At 72.8% G+C, this 17993-nt stretch carries 15 protein-coding genes; 8 read left to right on the forward strand and 7 right to left on the reverse strand.

The genetic code is table 11. The features are described from left to right. Nucleotides 1–346: HNH endonuclease signature motif containing protein (locus Q7T52_RS16030; protein ID WP_304804232.1), on the forward strand; the 346-nt coding region annotated here is incomplete at its 5' end. A gap of 68 nt (nucleotides 347–414) precedes the next feature. On the opposite strand, the gene Q7T52_RS16035 is transcribed toward Q7T52_RS16030, so the two are convergent. The 6 genes from Q7T52_RS16035 to Q7T52_RS16060 form a co-directional block, all read right to left on the reverse strand. Further along, nucleotides 415–1896, reverse strand: coding sequence for a hypothetical protein (locus Q7T52_RS16035; protein WP_304804234.1), 1482 nt, complete (start codon nucleotides 1894–1896; stop codon nucleotides 415–417). 77 nt (nucleotides 1897–1973) lie between these two features. Next, the gene (locus tag Q7T52_RS16040) at nucleotides 1974–3398 is read right to left on the reverse strand and encodes a mycothione reductase (RefSeq protein WP_304804235.1); all 1425 of its coding nucleotides are present in this window, start codon (nucleotides 3396–3398) and stop codon (nucleotides 1974–1976) included. Continuing rightward, entirely contained in the window at nucleotides 3395–4087 is a 693-nt protein-coding gene (locus Q7T52_RS16045; protein ID WP_304804237.1) for a hypothetical protein, read from the reverse strand. The genes Q7T52_RS16040 and Q7T52_RS16045 overlap by 4 nt, the downstream gene beginning before the upstream one ends. Next, the gene (locus Q7T52_RS16050) at nucleotides 4084–5892 is read right to left on the reverse strand and encodes a glycoside hydrolase family 15 protein (protein WP_304804239.1); all 1809 of its coding nucleotides are present in this window, start codon (nucleotides 5890–5892) and stop codon (nucleotides 4084–4086) included. The genes Q7T52_RS16045 and Q7T52_RS16050 overlap by 4 nt, the downstream gene beginning before the upstream one ends. Beyond that, entirely contained in the window at nucleotides 5889–7283 is a 1395-nt protein-coding gene (locus tag Q7T52_RS16055; RefSeq protein WP_304804240.1) for a glucose-6-phosphate dehydrogenase, read from the reverse strand. Before Q7T52_RS16055 ends, Q7T52_RS16050 begins: the two co-directional genes overlap by 4 nt. Then, nucleotides 7276–8361, reverse strand: a complete 1086-nt coding sequence (locus Q7T52_RS16060) for an NAD(P)-dependent alcohol dehydrogenase (protein WP_304804242.1) — start codon at nucleotides 8359–8361, stop codon at nucleotides 7276–7278. Before Q7T52_RS16060 ends, Q7T52_RS16055 begins: the two co-directional genes overlap by 8 nt. A gap of 85 nt (nucleotides 8362–8446) precedes the next feature. On the opposite strand from Q7T52_RS16060, the gene Q7T52_RS16065 reads away from it, so the two are divergent. Then, nucleotides 8447–9247 (forward strand): SDR family NAD(P)-dependent oxidoreductase, encoded by an 801-nt coding sequence (locus tag Q7T52_RS16065; protein WP_304804244.1) that lies wholly within the window; start codon nucleotides 8447–8449, stop codon nucleotides 9245–9247. 63 nt (nucleotides 9248–9310) lie between these two features. Here the strand turns inward: Q7T52_RS16065 and Q7T52_RS16070 are convergent, their stop codons facing one another. Further along, nucleotides 9311–10093, reverse strand: a complete 783-nt coding sequence (locus tag Q7T52_RS16070) for a crotonase/enoyl-CoA hydratase family protein (RefSeq protein ID WP_304804246.1) — start codon at nucleotides 10091–10093, stop codon at nucleotides 9311–9313. 80 nt (nucleotides 10094–10173) lie between these two features. Between Q7T52_RS16070 and Q7T52_RS16075 the strand changes: the two genes are divergently transcribed. The 6 genes from Q7T52_RS16075 to Q7T52_RS16100 are packed head-to-tail and all read left to right on the forward strand — an operon-like array spanning nucleotide 10174 to nucleotide 17861. Beyond that, entirely contained in the window at nucleotides 10174–11628 is a 1455-nt protein-coding gene (locus Q7T52_RS16075) for a hypothetical protein (protein ID WP_304804248.1), read from the forward strand. Nucleotides 11629–11655: 27 nt separating this feature from the next. Further along, on the forward strand, nucleotides 11656–13332 hold the full coding sequence (locus tag Q7T52_RS16080; protein WP_304804250.1) for an AMP-binding protein: 1677 nt from the start codon (nucleotides 11656–11658) through the stop codon (nucleotides 13330–13332). A gap of 9 nt (nucleotides 13333–13341) precedes the next feature. Further along, a complete protein-coding gene (locus Q7T52_RS16085) occupies nucleotides 13342–14517 on the forward strand; it encodes an acyl-CoA dehydrogenase family protein (protein WP_304804252.1) in 1176 nt (391 codons plus the stop codon). Between the two features lie 59 nt (nucleotides 14518–14576). Next, a complete protein-coding gene (locus Q7T52_RS16090; protein WP_304804254.1) occupies nucleotides 14577–15731 on the forward strand; it encodes a cytochrome P450 in 1155 nt (384 codons plus the stop codon). Then, nucleotides 15721–16830: a TIGR03857 family LLM class F420-dependent oxidoreductase gene (locus Q7T52_RS16095; protein WP_304804256.1), complete on the forward strand. Its 1110-nt coding sequence runs from the start codon at nucleotides 15721–15723 to the stop codon at nucleotides 16828–16830. Before Q7T52_RS16090 ends, Q7T52_RS16095 begins: the two co-directional genes overlap by 11 nt. Beyond that, complete coding sequence (locus tag Q7T52_RS16100; RefSeq protein WP_304804258.1) at nucleotides 16827–17861, forward strand: phosphotransferase family protein; 1035 nt, start codon at nucleotides 16827–16829, stop codon at nucleotides 17859–17861. Before Q7T52_RS16095 ends, Q7T52_RS16100 begins: the two co-directional genes overlap by 4 nt. The last annotated feature ends 132 nt before the right edge of the window (nucleotides 17862–17993 follow it).

Consider the following 17993-nt stretch of genomic DNA (forward strand, 5'->3'; position numbering starts at 1 on the left):
CACCAAGGTCACCATCAAGCCCGTCATCGACCTCAACACCAACCTGACCACCGACAGCTACGTCCCCAGCACCGCGATTGCCGAACAGGTCGACCTCCGCGACCGACGCTGCGTGTTCCCGTTCTGCACCCGCACCCGCACCGACCGCGACCACCGCATCCCCTACGACACAGGTGGGGACACAGGCGGGCAGACCGAGTCCACCAACATCGCCCGCCTGTGCCGAGGCCACCACCGCGCCAAGACCTTCAGCACCTGGACCTACGACATACCCGCCCCCGGCGTTTACGTCTGGCACTCACCCGCCGGCAACACCCTGCTCGTCGACCGCACCGCCGAACCCTGACCACCCCGCCCCGACACCCCGCCCACACCGGGCGGGGCCACAGGCATGTCCGGTGGGCCCGGGACGCGTCAGGCGTCGGGCTCGCCCGACGTCGGCGCGCCGGGAGCGGGGGTGGCCTCGGGGGTCGGGTCCGGCGCAGGGGCCGGGGCAGCCTCGGGAGCCGGGGTCGGCGCAGGTGCTGGAGCGGCCTCGGGGGCCAGCGCAGGCTCGGCGGCGGGAGCCGAGTCAGGAGCAGGAGCGGACTCAGCAGGCGCGTCGGTCGTCGGGGCCGGCTGTCCGTCGCGCTGACCACGACCACCACGACGCCCACGCCCGGTGCGTGGCTCGCCGGAGCGACCCTCGCCCGGCCGACCGCCACCCTCACCACGGCCGCCCTCACCACGGCCACCACCCGGACGACCGCCACCCGGACGACCGCCACCCCCGCCGCGACCCGGGCGCGGTCCGCGCTCGGGGCGGGCCTCGGCGTGGCCGCCGAGGAACAGGTCGGCGGCACCGGTGACCAGCGGACCGGCCAGGGCCTCGGGCGAGAGCCAGAGCTGGGCGAGGCCGTCGTCCTCGAGCACGGGGACGGCGACGCGGACGTCGGTCATGGTGACCTGGTGGTCGAACATCTCGAGCACGAACTCGTCGACGTTGCGCAGCGAGGCCACGACCTCGACGACCGGGCGCTTGCGGGCCGAGACCAGGCGCTGGACGAGCGAGTCGGTGGCGGACGACGTACGGCCCTTGGGGCGGCTGCCGCCGTCGAGCTGGTGCATCGCGGCACCGACGGCGTCGAGGGCGGTCTCGAAGACCTCGGTCCAGCCGTCGGCGCGCAGGACGACCTCGACCGGTCCACCGCGACCGGCACCGCCGCCGCGGGCGAGCTCGTCGGCCGTGCGGCGTCGGGGCTTGGTGAGCGCGACCGGGACCTGCAGCCAGCCCCCACCCTTGGTGGGCGGCGGGGTGACCAGCGAGATCGGCGTGACCTTGCCGCCGGCGAGGACGAGCGCGTCGGCGCGGGCGAGCTGGCGGCGGTCGAGCTTGCCGAGGTCGACGGCGCCGTGGTGGCCGGCCGCGATGGCGTCGATGACCGCGGTGACGGTGGTGGAGGTGCGGACGGCCTTCCAGAACTCCTCGCCCGCGCCGGACGGCACCCGGTCGAGCCCGAGCGCGACCATGACGAGGGGCTCGCGACCGGTGACGCCGAGGCGGCGCAGGGCCTCGCGCAGCGGGTCGGCCGCGGCGGGCACGCCGGCGTTGACGGCCTCGACGACGCCGAGGCGGAAGGCCTGGTGGGCCAGCCCGACGTGCGGGCGGAAGCGCGGGGCGACGTGACCGAGCGTGGCCTGGTCGGCGTAGGCCTCGCCCGAGCGCTCGACCTGCGACTGCAGCACGGCGGCGACGGCGAGCCGGACGACCTGCTGGGTCAGCCACTCGCGCGGCGTCACGCTCCACACGTCGGCGCTCTGCGCCGCGGCCGCGGCGAGCTGACGGTCGGACGGCTTCTCCGGCACCGCCAACCGGCGCGCCGGCAGGATCAGCTCTCGGGACAACGACTCAGCCATACCGGGAACCGTAACCGTGGGCACCGACCACGAGCCCCCGAGGGTCGGGCCCCGGTGAGACGCCGGTCAGCAGCGGATCAGCCCTCGAGCTCGGACTCCAGGTCGAGCAGGGCGTTCTCGACGACCTCGGCGGGGCTCGGGTGGATCCAGTACTGGCTGCGCGCGAGCCCGCGGACCGGGAGGTCGTGGACCATCGCCTGGATCAGCGGCTGGACGAGCACCGACGCCACGGGGCCGACGACGTGCGCGCCGACGAGGAGACCCGTCGATCGCCGGGCGAGCAGCTTGACGAAGCCGGTGGCCTCCGGGTCGTCGTCGAGGTCGCCGGCCATCGCCCAGCCGTAGGCGATGTCGGCGACGTCGTGGGTCGCGACGACCACGTCGTCGCCGTGCTCGTCGCGCGCCTGGGCCTCGGTCAGCCCGACGGACGCGACCTGCGGGTGGGCGAAGACGGCCTGCGGGACGAAGCGGTGGTTGCTGGTGGCCAGGTCGGACGACCCGGCGAAGGTCGCGAGCAGGTTGGCCTGGACGATCCGGGCGTCCTGGTTGGCCACGTGCTTGAGCGGCTCGTGACTGCTGGCGTCGCCGAGCGACCACACGCCGGGAGCGGTCGTGCGCTGGTGCTCGTCGACCACGACCAGGCCGCGGTCGTCGGTCTCGACGCCGGCCACGTCGAGGTCGAGGGTGTCGGAGTTGGGGACCCGCCCGACGGCGACGAGGAGCACGTCGACCTCGACCTCGGAGCCGTTGTCGAGGTGGAGGGTCAGCGGTCCCGACCCGCTCACGCGCTCGACCTTGGTGCCCAGCCGCACGTCGTAGCGGCGTCGTACGCCGGCCGTCACGTGCGCGGCGACGTCGGCGTCCTGGTTGGCGAGCAGCGTGTCCTCGCCCTCGACCTGCACGACCTCGGAGCCGTAGGCCGAGAAGACGTGGGCGAGCTCGACCCCGACGTAGCCGCCGCCGAGGACGCCGAGGCGGGCCGGCAGGGCCGGGATCCGCATGATCGTGTCGCTGGTCTCGTAGGACACCTCGTCGAGGCCGTCGATCGGCGGCACCGCGGGCCGCGACCCGGTGGCGAGCACGACCTGGTCGGCCTCGATCTCGGCCGTGCCGCCGTCCTCGAGCGTGACGACGAGGCGCCGCTCACCGACGAACCGGGCCTCGCCGACATAGACGTCGACGTTGTCGGCGTCCTGGCGGTAGTCGCGGCCCTTCTCGGCGTTGCCGTCGATGCGGGTGAAGATCCGGTCGCGGATGGCGGGCCAGTCCGCCTCGCCGACCTCGGCGGGGATGCCGAGCACCGGCTCGCGACGGGCCGAGACCGCGACGTCGGCCGGGTGGATGAACATCTTCGACGGGATGCAGCCGCGGTTGAGGCAGGTGCCGCCGAACGGCCCCTTCTCGACGATCGCGACCTGGAGGTGGTCGAACTGCTTGTCGACGATCGTGTTGCCGGAGCCGGCGCCGACGACGATCAGGTCGTAGTGGTGGACGTCGCTCACTCGGGCAGGCTCCGGTCAGGTAGGTCGCCCAGCTGGGCGAAGTGGTCGAGATAGGGGGTGATGTCGCCCTCGACGACGTAGGACTCCAGCTGCTCCGTCGTACGACGGCTCACCAGCGCCCGGAAGAGATCAAAGCCGGGCGCCTCGAGGACGACCCCGGGCTCGCCGTCGCCCGACGACCACGACCACTCCTCGGAGCGGAGGGCCACCGGCGGGAGGTCGCCGAGCGCGCCGGCCAACCGCTCCGCGAGCGTCTCACGCACCGACGCGAGGCCGGCCGTGTCACGGGCGCCGGGGCGTTCGAGCGCGCCGCGCAGGTCCTGCTCGTGGATGATCGCGTCGTTGAGCGGGCGCACGTCCTGCTCGCGAATGTAGGCCTCCATGCCGTCGGCGAGCGCGACCCACTCGTCGAGCACCTCGAGGCTGGTGCGGCCGCGGCGCGTGTCGACCTGTGCCTGCGTCCAGTCGGGGTGGTGGTCGTCGGGCTCGTCGCCGTCGAGCACGTCGGCCGCGAGGCCGACCATGTGCGACAGCAGGTCGTGCGCCGACCAGTCGGGGCAGGCCGGCACCGTCAGGTTCATCGCCTGCGGGCCGTCGTGCTCGACGGCATCGACGACCAGGCCGCGCACGCGGTCGAGCACGCCGCGCCACTCGACGGCGGCGTCGGGCCCCTCCAGCTGCTGGGTCATCCGAGCTCTCCGTCGAGGTTGGTCGCCGCACTGATCAGCGACAGGTGGGTGAAGGCCTGCGGGAAGTTGCCGAGCTGCTCACCGGTCAGCCCGACCTGCTCGGCGAACAGCCCGAGGTGGTTGGCGTAGGTGAACATCTTCTCCAGCGCCAGGCGCGCCTCGTCGAGGCGGCCCACCCGGGTCAGCGCCTCGACGTACCAGAAGGAGCAGAGCGAGAACGTCGCCTCCTTGCCGTCGACGCCGTCGGGGGACGCGCCGACGTCGTAGCGGAAGACGAGGCTGTCGGAGACGAGCCGCTCCTCGATCACCTTGAGCGTCGACACGAAGCGCGGGTCGTTGGGGGCGAGGAACTTGACCATCGGCATCAGCAGGACGCCGGCGTCGAGGCTGTCGGAGCCCTCGCTGAGCATGTAGGCGCCGACCTCCTCGTCCCAGCTGTGCTCCTGGATGCGGGTGTAGATCGCGTCGCGCACCTTGGACCACGCGGCGACGTCGCCGGGCAGCCCGCGCTGGCGAGCGGTGCGCATCATCCGCTCGACGGCGACCCAGCACATGAGCCGCGACGTCGTGTGGGCGCGGTGGTCGTCGCGTATCTCCCACATGCCGGCGTCGTCGCGCTCCCAGTTGGCCATGACCCAGTCGAGGATCTTGCACAGGTCGGTCCAGGCGTCGTGGCTGATGCCGGGGCCGTACTTGTTGAAGAGGTAGACCGAGTCGATGAGCTCGCCGTAGATGTCGAGCTGGAGCTGGCCGGTCGCGGCGTTGCCGACGCGCACCGGTGTCGAGTCGCGGTAGCCGCGCAGGTGGTCGAGCTCGGTCTCGTCGGGCACGTTGCCGTCGATGTCGTAGGCGACGCGCAGCGGCCCGACGTCGGCCTCGTCGTGCGTGCTCTCGCCCATCCGCTGCGACAGCCACTCCATGAAGCGCGCGGCCTCGGCCGTGAAGCCCAGCTTGAGCAGGGCGTAGAGGGTGAACGCGGCGTCACGGATCCAGACGTAGCGGTAGTCCCAGTTGCGCGAGCCGCCGATCTCCTCGGGCAGGCTGGTGGTCGGCGCGGCGATGACCGCCCCGGTCGGCTCGTGCGTCAGCAGCTTGAGGGTGAGCGCCGACCGGTTGACCATCTCGCGCCAGCGACCGGTGTAGGTCGACTGCCTCAGCCAGGTCTGCCAGTACGCCGACGTCCGGGCCAGCAGCTCGTCGGGGTCGTGGGCACCGGACTCGGGCCGCGACTCGTCGTCGTCGGGGTCGAGGACCTCGAGCACGAACGTCACGGCGTCGCCGGTACCGACCTCGAACTCGGCCTGCACGTCGGAGCCGTCGAGCGCGAGGTCGACCGTCGCGGTCAGCGCGAGACGCACCCCGTCGCCCGCGATGAGCAGGCCGTCTTCGGTCTCCTCCAGCTCGGGCGTCGCCCGGCCGTAGTCGGGCCGGGCCGCCAGGCAGGTCTGGAGCCTGATCGACCCGCGTACGCCGACCACGCGGCGGACGAGCCGTTGGCGGTGGTCCGCGTCGTCGGCCTTGAGCACCGGCATGAAGTCCTGGACCTCGGCGACGCCCTCCTCGGTCAGGAGCCGCGTGACGAGGACGTTGGACTCGGGCAGGTAGAACTGCTGGGTGGTGGTGACGCCGTCGACGGCCGCCATCGTCCACGACCCCGCGTCGGGGTCGAGGATGCTGCCGAACACGCTGGCCGAGTCGAACCGTCCGGCGCAGAACCAGTCGATCGTGCCGTCCGTGCCCACCAGGGCACAGGTGCGGAGGTCGCCGATCAGGCCGTGCGCGGCGATCGGCGGCCAGTCGCTCATCCCTGCTTCTCCCACGGCGGTGTCGGGCCCCAGGTGTCCTTGGCGTAGGTCTGGGTCTCCGGCGGGTCGTCGAGCAGCGGCTGGCAGACCTGCCACAGGCGGTCGACCTCGTCGGCGCGGGCGAACAGCAGCTGGTCGCCGTGGAAGACGTCGAGCAGGATCCGCTCGTAGGCCGCCAGCGGGTGGTCGTCGGGGAAGTCCTCGGCGTAGTCGAGGGTCAGCGTCGCGGGGGCCACCTCGAGCTCGGGTCCGGGGCGCTTGCCGCGCACCTTGACGGCCACCTTGGCCTCGTCGCTGAGGTCGAGCACCAGCTCGTGGGGGTGGCCCTCGTCGCCGGTGTCACCGAAGAGCGCCGGGTCGGGCTCGCGGAACCGGACCGTCACGGTGCGCCGGTCGTCGGCCATGGCCTTGCCGGTGCGCAGGTGGAAGGGGACGCCCCGCCAGCGGTCGGTGTCGACGTAGGCCGTGAGCGCGACGAGGGTCTCCACGTCGGAGTCGTCGGCCACGTCCTCGTCGTCGCGGTAGCCGTCGAACTGGCCGTAGACGGTGTCGCCCTTGGTGAAGGGCTGCAGCGCCTCGAACACGGCCGCCTTGGCGTCGCGCACCGACTCGGCCGTCAGGTCGGCGGGCGGCTCGAGCGCGACGAAGCCGAGGATCTGGCTGAGGTGGGTGGTGACCATGTCGCGCAGGGCGCCGACGGTCTCGTAGAAGCTGCCCCGGCCCTCGAGCCCCAGGGTCTCGGGGACGTCGATCTGCACCGAGGACACGTTGTCGCGGTTCCACACGCTGCCAAAGACCCGGTTGGCGAAGCGGAGGGCGAGCACGTTCTGCACGGCCTCCTTGCCGAGGAAGTGGTCGACCCGGAAGACGTCGCCCTCGTCGGCGACGTCCTTGATCGCGGCGTCGAGCTCGCGCGACGAGTCGAGGTCGGTGCCGAACGGCTTCTCGACGACGAGCCGGGCGCGGTCGGTGATACCCTCGCGGCCGAGCATCGCGACGATGTCGGTCATCGACGACGGCGGCACCGAGAGGTAGACGAGACGGCGCACGTCGGACACGTCGACACCGGCCTCGTCGGCGACGTCCTGCTCGGCCTTCCCGATGGCCGCGGCGAGGTCGGCACCGTCGTCGGCGTCGGAGGTCTGGAAGGTCGCACGCTTGGCGAGATCACTGCTCTCGTCGTCGACGGATTCAGTGATGACGGCGGCGTAGTCCTCGACGTCGTGGCGTCCGGTGCCGACGACGGCGTAGGCCTCGGGCAGCCGGCCGGCCGCGCCGAGCTTGGCCAGCGCGGGGTAGATCATCCGCTTGGCGAGGTCGCCGTTGGCGCCGAACAGCACCACGACGTGCGGCGCGGGCCGCTCCAGCTCCTGCTCCGAGGTCTCAACCATGGTGCCCACTCTCCTGGCTCGACTGGCCCAACGTGCTCACGTCGATGACCGCGCGGTAGCGCACGTCACCGTCGACCACCTTGTCGTAGTACTCGTCGACCTGGTCGGCCGAGATGACCTCGACCGTCGCGGTGATGCCGTGCTCGGCGCAGAAGTCGAGCATCTCCTGGGTCTGCGGCAGCCCGCCGACCATGGAGCCAGCGACCGAGCGACGCATCGTCAGCAGTGAGAACGCCCCGACGTCGAGCGACTCGCTCGGCGCACCGAGGTTGACCATGGTGCCGCCACGACCGAGCGTGCCGAGGAACGCGTCGAGGTCGACGGCGTCGCCGACGGTGTTGAGGATCAGGTCGAACGTGCCCGCGAGGTCGTCGAAGACCGACTCGTCCTCGGTGGCGTGATAGCTGGTCGCGCCGAACTCCTTGCCGTCGGCCTCCTTGGCGTCGGTGCGGCTGAGCACGCTGACCTCGGCGCCCAGCGCGGCGGCGATCTTGACCGCTACGTGGCCGAGCCCGCCCATGCCGATGATGCCTACTTTGCTGCCCTCGGTGACGCCGTAGCGCTTGAGCGGGGCGTACGTCGTGATGCCGGCGCACAGCAGGGGCGCGACGCCGGGCAGGTCGGCGTCATCGACGCTGTCGGGGATCCTGACGACGAAGTGGTCACGGACGACGACCTGGGTCGAGTAGCCACCGTGGGTGACCTCGCCGTCGTAGCCCTCGGAGCTGTAGGTCTGGACGACGCCCTTGCTGCAGAACTGCTCCTCGCCGTCCCGGCAGGCGTCGCAATCGAGGCAGGAGTCCACGAAGCAGCCGACACCGACCCGGTCGCCGACGGCGTGGTCGGTGACGTCGGAGCCGACCTCGGCCACGGTGCCGAGGATCTCGTGGCCGGGGGTCATCGGGAAGATCCCCTGGCCCCACTCGTCGCGGGCCTGGTGGATGTCGGAGTGGCAGACGCCGGCGTAGGAGATGTCGATACGGACGTCGTCGGCACGCAGGTCGCGTCGCTCGAGCTCGATCGTCTCGAAGGCGGCGCTGGCCTGGGGGGTGGACAGGGCGGTGACGGTAGAAGGCACGCGTCGACCGTAGGCAGGCGCGCGACCGCGTCCAGACACCTGTGGGGGTGACCGGAGGCGGCCTCCGGTCAGCCACGATGAAGCCATGGATCTGGGAATTCAAGGCAAGACGGCCGTCGTCACGGGTGGCGCCGGGGGCATGGGTCGCCACATCACGCGGATGCTCCTCGAGGAGGGCGTGCAGGTGGTGATGGTCGACATCAGCAAGGACGCGCTCGACGACGCCGTCGCGTGGCTGCCGGACGGTCTCCCCAAGCCCCTCACCGTGCCGTGCGACCTCTCGACCGACGCTGCGGCCCGGGAGCTGGCCGCCACGGTCAAGGACCTGGCCGGCGAGGTCGACATCCTGGTCAGCGGCGCCGGCATCACCGGTGCCACCGGCGCGTTCCACGAGATCAGCGACGACGACTGGATCGAGGCCATCAACACCAACCTGCTGTCGGCCGTCCGCGTGACCCGGGCGTTCCTGCCGAGCCTGCGCCAGGGCGGCTGGGGCCGCATCGTCTACATCAACAGCGAGGACGCCGTGCAGCCCTACGACGACGAGCTGCCCTACTGCGCCTCCAAGGCCGGCCTGCTGTCCTTCGCCCGTGGCCTGGCCCGCGCCTACGCCGACGACGGCCTGCTCATCAACTCCGTCTCCCCCGCGTTCGTCGAGACCCCGATGACCGACAAGATGATGGAGAAGCGCGCCGACGAGAACGACACGTCGTTCGACGAGGCCATCGAGTCGTTCCTCACCGAGGAGCGGCCCTACATGGAGCTCGGTCGCCGCGGGAAGCCCGAGGAGGTCGCCGCCGTGGTGGTCTTCCTCTGCTCGGCCCTGGCCTCGTTCGTCAACGGCGCCAACTACCGCGTCGACTCCGGCTCCGTCGCCACCCTCTGACCGAAGCCGGGGGGGTCCCCGGTGGCTGAGGTGCGGGGAGCGCCGACGACGACCCTCGAAGCCCTACTTGCCCGTCCACCTCGGCGGGCGCTTCTCGGCGAACGCCGTGGCGCCCTCGGTGGCGTCGGCGGAGCCGAAGACCGGCATCATCATCTCGCCCTGCTTGGTCCAGCGCTCGGCGTGCGACCAGTCGGGTGACTCGAGGGCGACCTGCTTGGTGGTCGCGACGGCGAGCGGGCCGTTGGCCGCGATCGTCGCGGCCAGTGCCAGCGCCGCGTCGAGGGCTGTGCCCTCGGGCACGACACGGTTGACCAGGCCCAGGTCGGCGGCGCGGGCCGCGGTGATCGGCTCGCCGGTGAGGAGCATCTCGAGCGCGATGGCCTGCGGGATGCGCTGCGGCAGCAGCATCGCCGCGCCGGCGCCGGCGACGAGCCCTCGCTTGACCTCCGGGACGCCGAGCTTGGCGGTCTCGGCGGCGACCACGAGGTCGCAGGCGAGCAGCAGCTCGAAGCCGCCGGCGACGGCGTACCCCTCGACCGCGGCGACCAGCGGCTTGCGCGGCGGCCGCTCGGTGATCCCGCCCAGCCCGCGGCCCTCGACCAGCGGCAGGTCGCCGGTGAGGAAGCCCTTGAGGTCCATGCCGGAGCAGAAGGTGCCGCCGGCGCCCGTCAGCACGCCCACCCACAGCTCGTCGCTCGCGTCGAGCTCGTCGACGGCGGCCGCGATGCCGCGGGCGACCGCGCCGTCGAGGGCGTTGCGCGCCCCGGGCCGGTTGATGGTGATGATCTGGACCCCGTCGCGGGCCTCGACCAGGACAGCGGGCTGCTCGGTGCTCTCGTCGCTCATGGGGGCATTCCACCAGAGCCACGCGATCTGGCCCGTTGTGACCATGGATCAGGGCAGGAACGTCGGCGACGTTGGGGTCCATGCCCCGTCTCGCGAAGCTCACGGTCCTGCCCGTCGTCGCCGCGGTCGTCCTCGCCGCACTGGCCGCCCCGCCCGGGGGCGCCGCGGTGTCGCGCGACGTCGAGCCCCGGGTCCCCGCGGCGGCCGCTGACCGCGGCGGCCCCGGCTCGTGGACCAAGGTGTCCACCGGTACGGGCAGCATCACGTTCAGCTCGAGCCTCCATCGCACGCCCGACGGCGTCCTGCACGTCGTCTATCCCCGCGACGAGGGCACGACCGGGCAGATCGGCCACACCGCGATCCGCGCCAACGGCACCACCGCGCTCGCCAACCTCGTGCTGCCGACGTCCTGGTCGATCGTCGAGCCGACGCCGGTCGTCACGGCGGGTCCCTCGGGCGCCGGACTGCGCGTCGTCTTCGGCGGCCAGCAGACGACGTCGCCCGGGTTCTGGTCCGACGGCAAGATGTACACGCTGACCGCGCCGGCGTCCGGCACCCCGTGGGCCCTGCCGATGGAGACGGTCGGGCAGAGCGGAGCGGCCTACGCCAGCTATGGCACGGCGGCCACGACGCTGGCCGACGGCACCCCGGTCGCCGCCTATCCCCTCAACTCCTCGGTCACCTGGCACGTCGGGACCGGCACCGGCCCCGACCAGTCGTTCACCCACGCCGCCTGCTGCGTCTACGACCTGGCGATGGTGCGGTCGGGGAGCGAGGTCTACGTCGGCTACTACGCCAACGGCGGCACCCCCGCGACCCAGGGCACCTTCGTCCGCCGCATCCACCCGACCCTCGGCCCGCTCCTCAAGGCCCCCGGCTCGAGCGTCGGGGACGCCTCGGTCCCCACGGAGCGGGTGGCGCTGGCGGCCCGTGCCGGCGGCGGCGTCTACGCCGCCTACTGCGCGGGCTATCCCACCTGCACCGGCATCCGGCTCTGGAAGGTCGGCGCCAGCCGAGCGATCGCCGTGCCCGGCAGCCGGTACGCCGCCCGCATCGCCCTGGCCGCCGCGCCGGGCGGTCGGCTGTGGCTCAGCTGGGGCGACAACCTCCCGTCGGTCAAGGCCGTGCGCACCAACCCCGCCGCCACCCGACTCGGCATCCGGCGCGACGCCGGGGTCCCGCGCGGCCACCCGGCGATCTACGCGCTCGCGATGGAGGGGTCGACGGGTCGGGGCGACGTCGTCATCAACGTCGGTGACGGGTTCTGGCACACCCAGGTGCTGGCCGGGCTGACCCTGCAGGCGGCTCCGGCCCGCTGGCGCCACGGCACGGCCAAGCAGGTGAAGTTCACCGTGACCGACGCGGGCGACAAGGTCCGCGGCGCCCTGGTCAAGGTCGGCAGCCGGCGGTGCACCACCAGCGTCCAGGGCACCTGCCGGATCACCTTCCCCCGCACCGTCGGCGCCGGGCGTCCCACCGCTCGCGCGACCAAGGCCGGCTACGCACCGGGGACGAAGCGGCTCCGAGTGACCTGAGGCGCAGCCATGGGCCATGATCCGGCCATGGCTCCCCCGCTGGCTCCCTCGCTGCGCGCACGTCTCGGCAGTCGCGTCGGTCGCGCCCGCTGGACCCTCAGCACCCTCACCCGCGCCGGGCTGGTCGCCCCGATCAGCCCGGCGGCCTACGCCCGGATGGGCCTGGCCGTACGCCGCGGGGGCACCCACGCCCTGTCCGGCGTCGCGCTCTCGGCGGCCCGGGTGCCCGACGCACCGGCCGTCGTCGACGAGCGCGGGTCGATCACCTGGGCCGAGCTGCACGCGCAGGCCGACGCCGTCGCTGCGGCGTTCGCGACGATGGGACCCGGCGGCGGGCGGCCCACGACGATCGCGCTGCTGGTCCGCAACCACCGTGGGTTCGTCGTCGCCCTGGCCGCCGCGACCCGGGTCGGTGCCGACACCCTGCTGCTCAACACCGGGTTCGCCGGTCCCCAGCTGGCCGAGGTCGTGGCCCGCGAGGGCATCGACGTCCTCGTCCACGACGAGGAGTTCGAGGGCATCGTCGCGGGGGTGCGCGAGGCGCAGCCGGACGCCCGCTACGTGCTCGCGTGGACGGACGCACCGGACGGCCCGGTCACCGACCGGCCCACGCTCGACGGCCTGGCCCACGGCCACGCCGGGCAGTCCGTCGCCCGGCCCGAGCGCTTCGGCCGGCTCGTGCTGCTGACGTCCGGCACCACCGGCACGCCCAAGGGCGCGGCCCGCCCGCCCGGCGGCGGCGCCGGCGACCTCTCGGCGGTGCTCGACCGGGTCCCGTGGCGCTACGGCGAGACGGTGGTCGTGGCGGCCCCGATGTTCCACGCGTGGGGGTTCGGGCAGCTCGTGATCGCCGCGGTGATGGGCTGCACGATCGTCACCCGCCGCCGCTTCGACCCCGAGGCCACGCTGGCGGCCGTCGACGCCCACCGCGCGACCGGGCTGTCCGTCGTACCGGTGATGCTCGAGCGGATCGTCGACCTGCCCGACGAGGTGCTCGACCGCTACTCCTGCTCCACGCTGCGGTTCGTCACCGCCAGCGGCTCGCGGATGCGGCCCGACGCCGTCCTGGCGTTCATGGACCGCTTCGGCGACACCGTCTACAACAGCTACAACGCGACCGAGGCCGGCCAGATCGCGACGGCCGTCCCCGCCGACCTGCGCGTGGCCCCCGACACCGCCGGCCGTCCCGTGGCCGGCACCGAGGTCCGCATCCTCGACGCCGAGGGCCGTGAGGTCCCCGCCGGAGAGATCGGCCAGCTGTGGGTGCGCAACACGACCCAGTTCGAGGGCTACACCTCCGGCGACTCCAAGTCGTTCCTCGAGGGCTTCATGGCCTCGGGCGACCTCGGTCGCCTCGACGAGGCCGGGCGCCTCTACGTGGTCGGGCGCGACGACGACATGATCGTGTCGGGCGGCGAGAACGTCTATCCGCTCGAGGTCGAGCAGTGCATCGACGCGATGGGGACCGTCCGCGAGGTCGTCGTGGTCGGCGTCGACGACGAGGCGTTCGGCCAGCGGCTGGCGGCCTACGTCGTCGCGGTCCCGGGCGCCTCACTGACCGTCGACGACGTCAAGGCCCACGTCAAGGCCGAGCTCGCCGGCTACAAGGTCCCGCGTCACGTCGTCTTCCTCGACGAGCTCCCGCGCAACGCCACCGGCAAGGTCGTCAAGCGGGACCTGCCGTCGTCCGGGGCCGCGGGCTAGCGTGGGTCCATGCCTGCACGGAGAGTCCTGGACAGCGACGAGCACGCCGACCTGCTGCGCCTGGTGCGCCAGATCGCGACCGAGGAGCTGCTGCCCCAGGTCGCGTCGGCCGAGGCCGACGAGGAGTTCCCCCGCGAGGTCTTCCGGATGCTCGGCAAGACCGGTCTGCTCGGCCTCCCCTACCCCGAGCAGTACGGCGGCAGCGCGCTGCCCTACGAGATCTACCTCCAGGTGCTCGAGGAGCTCGGGTCGGTCTGGGCGTCGGTCGGGGTCGGGGTCTCGGTCCACGCGCTGTCCTGCTTCGGTCTCGTCACCCGGGGCACCGAGGAGCAGCGCCAGGAGTGGCTGCCCGAGATGCTCGCCGGCGACCTGCTCGGCGCCTACTGCCTGAGCGAGGCCCACGCCGGCTCCGACCCCGCCGCGATGCGCACGACGGCCAAGAGGGACGGCGACCACTACGTCCTCGACGGCGCCAAGGCGTGGACCACCCACGGCGGCCAGGCCGACTTCTACAAGGTCATGGCCCGTACCTCCGACGACGGCGCGCGCGGCATCTCCTGCTTCCTGGTGCCCGGCGACGTCGACGGGCTGACCTCCGACCCGCCCGAGCGCAAGATGGGCCTGACCGGCTCGCACACCACGACGATGCGCTTCGACGGCGTCCGCATCCCCGCCGACCGGCTGCTCGGCCACGAGGGCGACGGCCTCAAGATCGCCCTCGCGGGCCTCGACTCCGGGCGCCTCGGCATCGCCGCCGTCGCCACCGGCCTGGCCCAGGGGGCGCTCGATCACGCCCTGGCCTACGCCAAGGAACGCACCACCTTCGGCAAGCGGATCCTCGAGCACCAGGGCCTCGGCTTCATCCTTGCCGACATGGAGGCCGCCGTGCAGACCGCGCGGGCGACCATGCTGCACGCCGCCCGCCTCCGCGACGCCGGCCTGCCCTTCGGCCGCGAGGCCTCGATCGCCAAGCTCGTCGCGACCGACAACGCCATGAAGGTCACCACCGACGCGGTCCAGGTCCTCGGCGGCGCTGGCTACACCCGCGACTTCCCGGTCGAGCGCCACATGCGCGAGGCCAAGGTCATGCAGATCTTCGAGGGCACCAACCAGATCCAGCGTCTGGTCATCAGCCGCTCCCTCGACACGGGCGCCGGCGGCGCCGGCGAGATCACGCACGTGTGACGAGACGGTCGACCGGTTCCACCTAGCCAACTGGACACCTGTCCAAGTAGCCTGGACAGGTGTCCAGCATCGACTACGACCCGATGGACGTCGCGCTCGACGTGGCGCCCTACGACGTGTGGCGGCGGATGCGCGACGAGGCGCCCGTCTACCGCAACGACCGGCTCGGGTTCTACGCCCTCTCGCGCTACGACGACGTGGCGACGGCGCTGCGCGACACGACGACCTACAGCTCGGCGCACGGCAACGTCCTGGAGTTCCTGTCCGAGCGGGAGATGCAGTCCGGGATGATGATCCTGACCGACCCGCCGGCGCACACCCGGCTGCGGTCGCAGGTCGCGCGGGTGTTCACGGTGCGGCGGACGTCGGCGCTCGAGGCCGACGTCGCGGCCATCTGCGACGAGCTCCTCGAGCGCTGGACGCCGGGCGAGGACTTCGACCTGGTGCAGGACTTCGGCGCCCTCGTGCCGTCGATGGTGATGACGCGGCTGCTCGGCGTGCCCGAGGAGGACCGCGAGCCGGTCCGCAAGATCATCGACACGATGTTCCACGTGCTGCCCGACGTCGGGATGTTCAACGACGTCGCCGGCGCCGCGATGGGCGAGCTCGACCGCTACCTCGCGGGGCTGCTCGCACGCCGGGCCGCCGACCCCGGCGACGACCTGCTGTCCGGGCTCGTCCGGTCCGACCTGACCCGCCGCGAGTGCGTCGAGTTCGCGATGCTGCTGGCCACCGCCGGCACCGAGACCGTCGGCCGGCTGCTCGGCTGGGCCGCCGTCCTGCTCGACCAGCACCCCGACCAGCGCGCCGCGCTCGCCGCCGACCCGTCGCTCGTGCCCGCCGCCGTCGAGGAGCTGCTGCGCTACGAGGGCCCCTCACCCGTGCAGGGCCGCTGGACCAAGCAGCCCGTCACCCTGCACGGCACGACGATCCCGGCCGGGTCCAAGGTGCTGCTGCTGACGTCGTCGGCGGGTCGTGATGAGCGCAAGTACGCCGAGGCCGACCGGTTCGACGTACGCCGCTCGATCGACCACCACGTCTCGTTCGGCTACGGCGTCCACTTCTGCCTGGGCGCCGCGCTGGCCCGGCTCGAGAGCCGGGTCGCGCTCACCAAGATGCTCGCGCACCACCCCGACTGGGTGGTCGACCACGAGCGCTCGGTGCGGGCGCACACGTCCACCGTCCGCGGGTGGGAGCACGTCCTTGTCCACTGACGCGCCTCTTGTCAGCACGACCGGAGCCCTGACGGAGCTGGGCTTCTACGGGCTCGCGGGCCACTCCTCGTCGCCGCGCGACCTGCTCGACGAGGTCCGCCTCGGCGAGGAGCTCGGGCTGGGCAGCGTGTTCCTCTCCGAGCGCTTCAACGTCAAGGACGCGGCGGTGATGGCGGGCGCCGCGGTCGCCGCGAGCACCGCTCTCGGAGTGGGCACCGCCGCCACCAACCACTCGACCCGGCACCCCCTGGTCACCGCGACGATGGCGACGACGCTGCACCGGATGTCGGGCGGGCGTTACGCGTTCGGGCTCGGTCGCGGGTTCGACCTGCTCTTCGACGTGATGGGCGTCCCGCGCACGACGTCGGCCCAGATCGAGGACGCGATCGGCATCTACCGGCGACTGTGGCACGGCGAGGCGTTCGGCCACGACGGGCCGGCCGGCACCTACCCCTACCTCAGCCAGGACAGCTCGTTCGACGAGGACATCCCGGTGATGCTGATGGCCATCGGCGACCGGTCGCTCGAGCTCGCCGGCCGCGTGGCCGACGCCGTCGTCCTCCACACCTTCCTCACCGACGAGACCCTCGCGCGCTCGGTCGGCGTCGTGCGCCGGGCCGCCGAGGAGGCCGGCCGCGACCCGGCCTCTGTGCGGGTGTGGGCGGTGCTCGGGACGGTCGAGGACTCGATCCCCGAGGAGCAGCGGCTGCGCAAGGTCGTCGGCCGGCTGGCGACCTACCTCACCGGTTACGGCCAGGTGCTGGTCAGGGCCAACGGCTGGGACCTCGCCGACTACGAGCGCTTCCGCGCCGATCCGCTGGTGCAGGGCTACCCGGGCGCGTTCGACGCGATCGGCACGACCGACGAGCTGCGACACCTCGCCGAGGTGCTGCCCGACGAGTGGCTCGCCGCGGTCGCGGCCGGCTCGGCCGAGCAGTGCGCCCGGCGGGTCGTCGACCAGCTCGATGCGGGCGCCGACAGCGTGATCCTGCACGGCGCGACGCCGACCGAGCTGGCGCCGGTCGTCGCGGCCTACCGGTCGATCCGGCCGTCCGGCCCGGGTGTGCTTCCGGCCAACCCGGGGTGGGCGGCGCGATGACGGTCGTGGGGGTCGAGTCCCTGACGCCGGAGTGGCTGTCGTCGGCGCTCGGCGGCCACGTCGACGCGGTGTCGGTCAGCCAGGTGGGCACCGGGCAGATGGGCGAGTGCTACCGGCTCGCGCTCACCGGCGACGGGGTGCCCGTGAGCGTGCTCGCCAAGCTCGGTGCGGCCGACCCCGCGGCGCGGGCCATCGTCGGCGGCGCCTACCGCGGCGAGGTGCGGTTCTACGCCGAGGTCGCGCCCACGGTGGCGATCCGGGTGCCGGACTGCCTCCACGCGGCCTACGACGACGACACCGCCCAGGTCGTGCTGCTGCTCGAGGACCTCGCCGCCTTCGAGCAGGGCGACCAGCTCGCCGGCTGCTCCCCCGCCGCCGCCCACGACGCCGCCGCCAACCTGGCCGGGCTGCACGGCCCCCGCTGGTGCGACCCCACCCTGCTCGAGCTCGACACCATGAAGCTCAACCAGCAGGAGGACGCCGACCTGCTGGCCGAGTTCTACGGCTCCGCCGTCGACCTCTACCTGTCCGACGCGGGCGTGGGCCTGTCCGCCGAGGACCGGGCGACGCTGGCCGCCACCGTGCCGGTCGCGGGCGACTGGCTCCTCGCCCGCGCCGACCGGTTCGCGCTGGTGCACGGCGACTACCGGCTCGACAACCTGATGTTCCGCCGCGACGGCGAGCCCGGCTGCGTGGCCGTCGACTGGCAGACGACCTCGCTGGCCCCGCCCGTCCGCGACCTGGGCTTCCTGCTCGGCACCGGCCTCACCCCCGCGCTGCGCCGGGAGCACGAACGAGCCGTCGTGGCGACGTACCACTCGTCGCTGCTGGGGTTCGGGGTCGCCGACTACGAGCTCGACGAGTGCTGGCTCGACTACCGCGTGTCGATGCTGCAGGGGCCGCTGATCGCGGTCTTCGGCTACGTCTACACCGGACGCACCGAGCGCGGCGACCGGATGTTCGCGACGATGGTCGAGCGGTCGTGCGCCGCGATCCGCGACCTGGAGACGCTGGCCCTGGTTCGTCCCTGAGGTTGCGCTGGCGACCGTCTCGCGACCATCGCGCGCGCGGCGGCCTGTGGAACTGACCACGAGTCGTCCACAGGCATCGCTCTGAGAAGGGTTGTCCACAGCTCTGGCGCTGAGGCGGGGTCCCCGTCGGCA

This window comes from Nocardioides sp. (genome assembly GCF_030655615.1).
Classification (GTDB): Bacteria; Actinomycetota; Actinomycetes; order Propionibacteriales; family Nocardioidaceae; genus Nocardioides.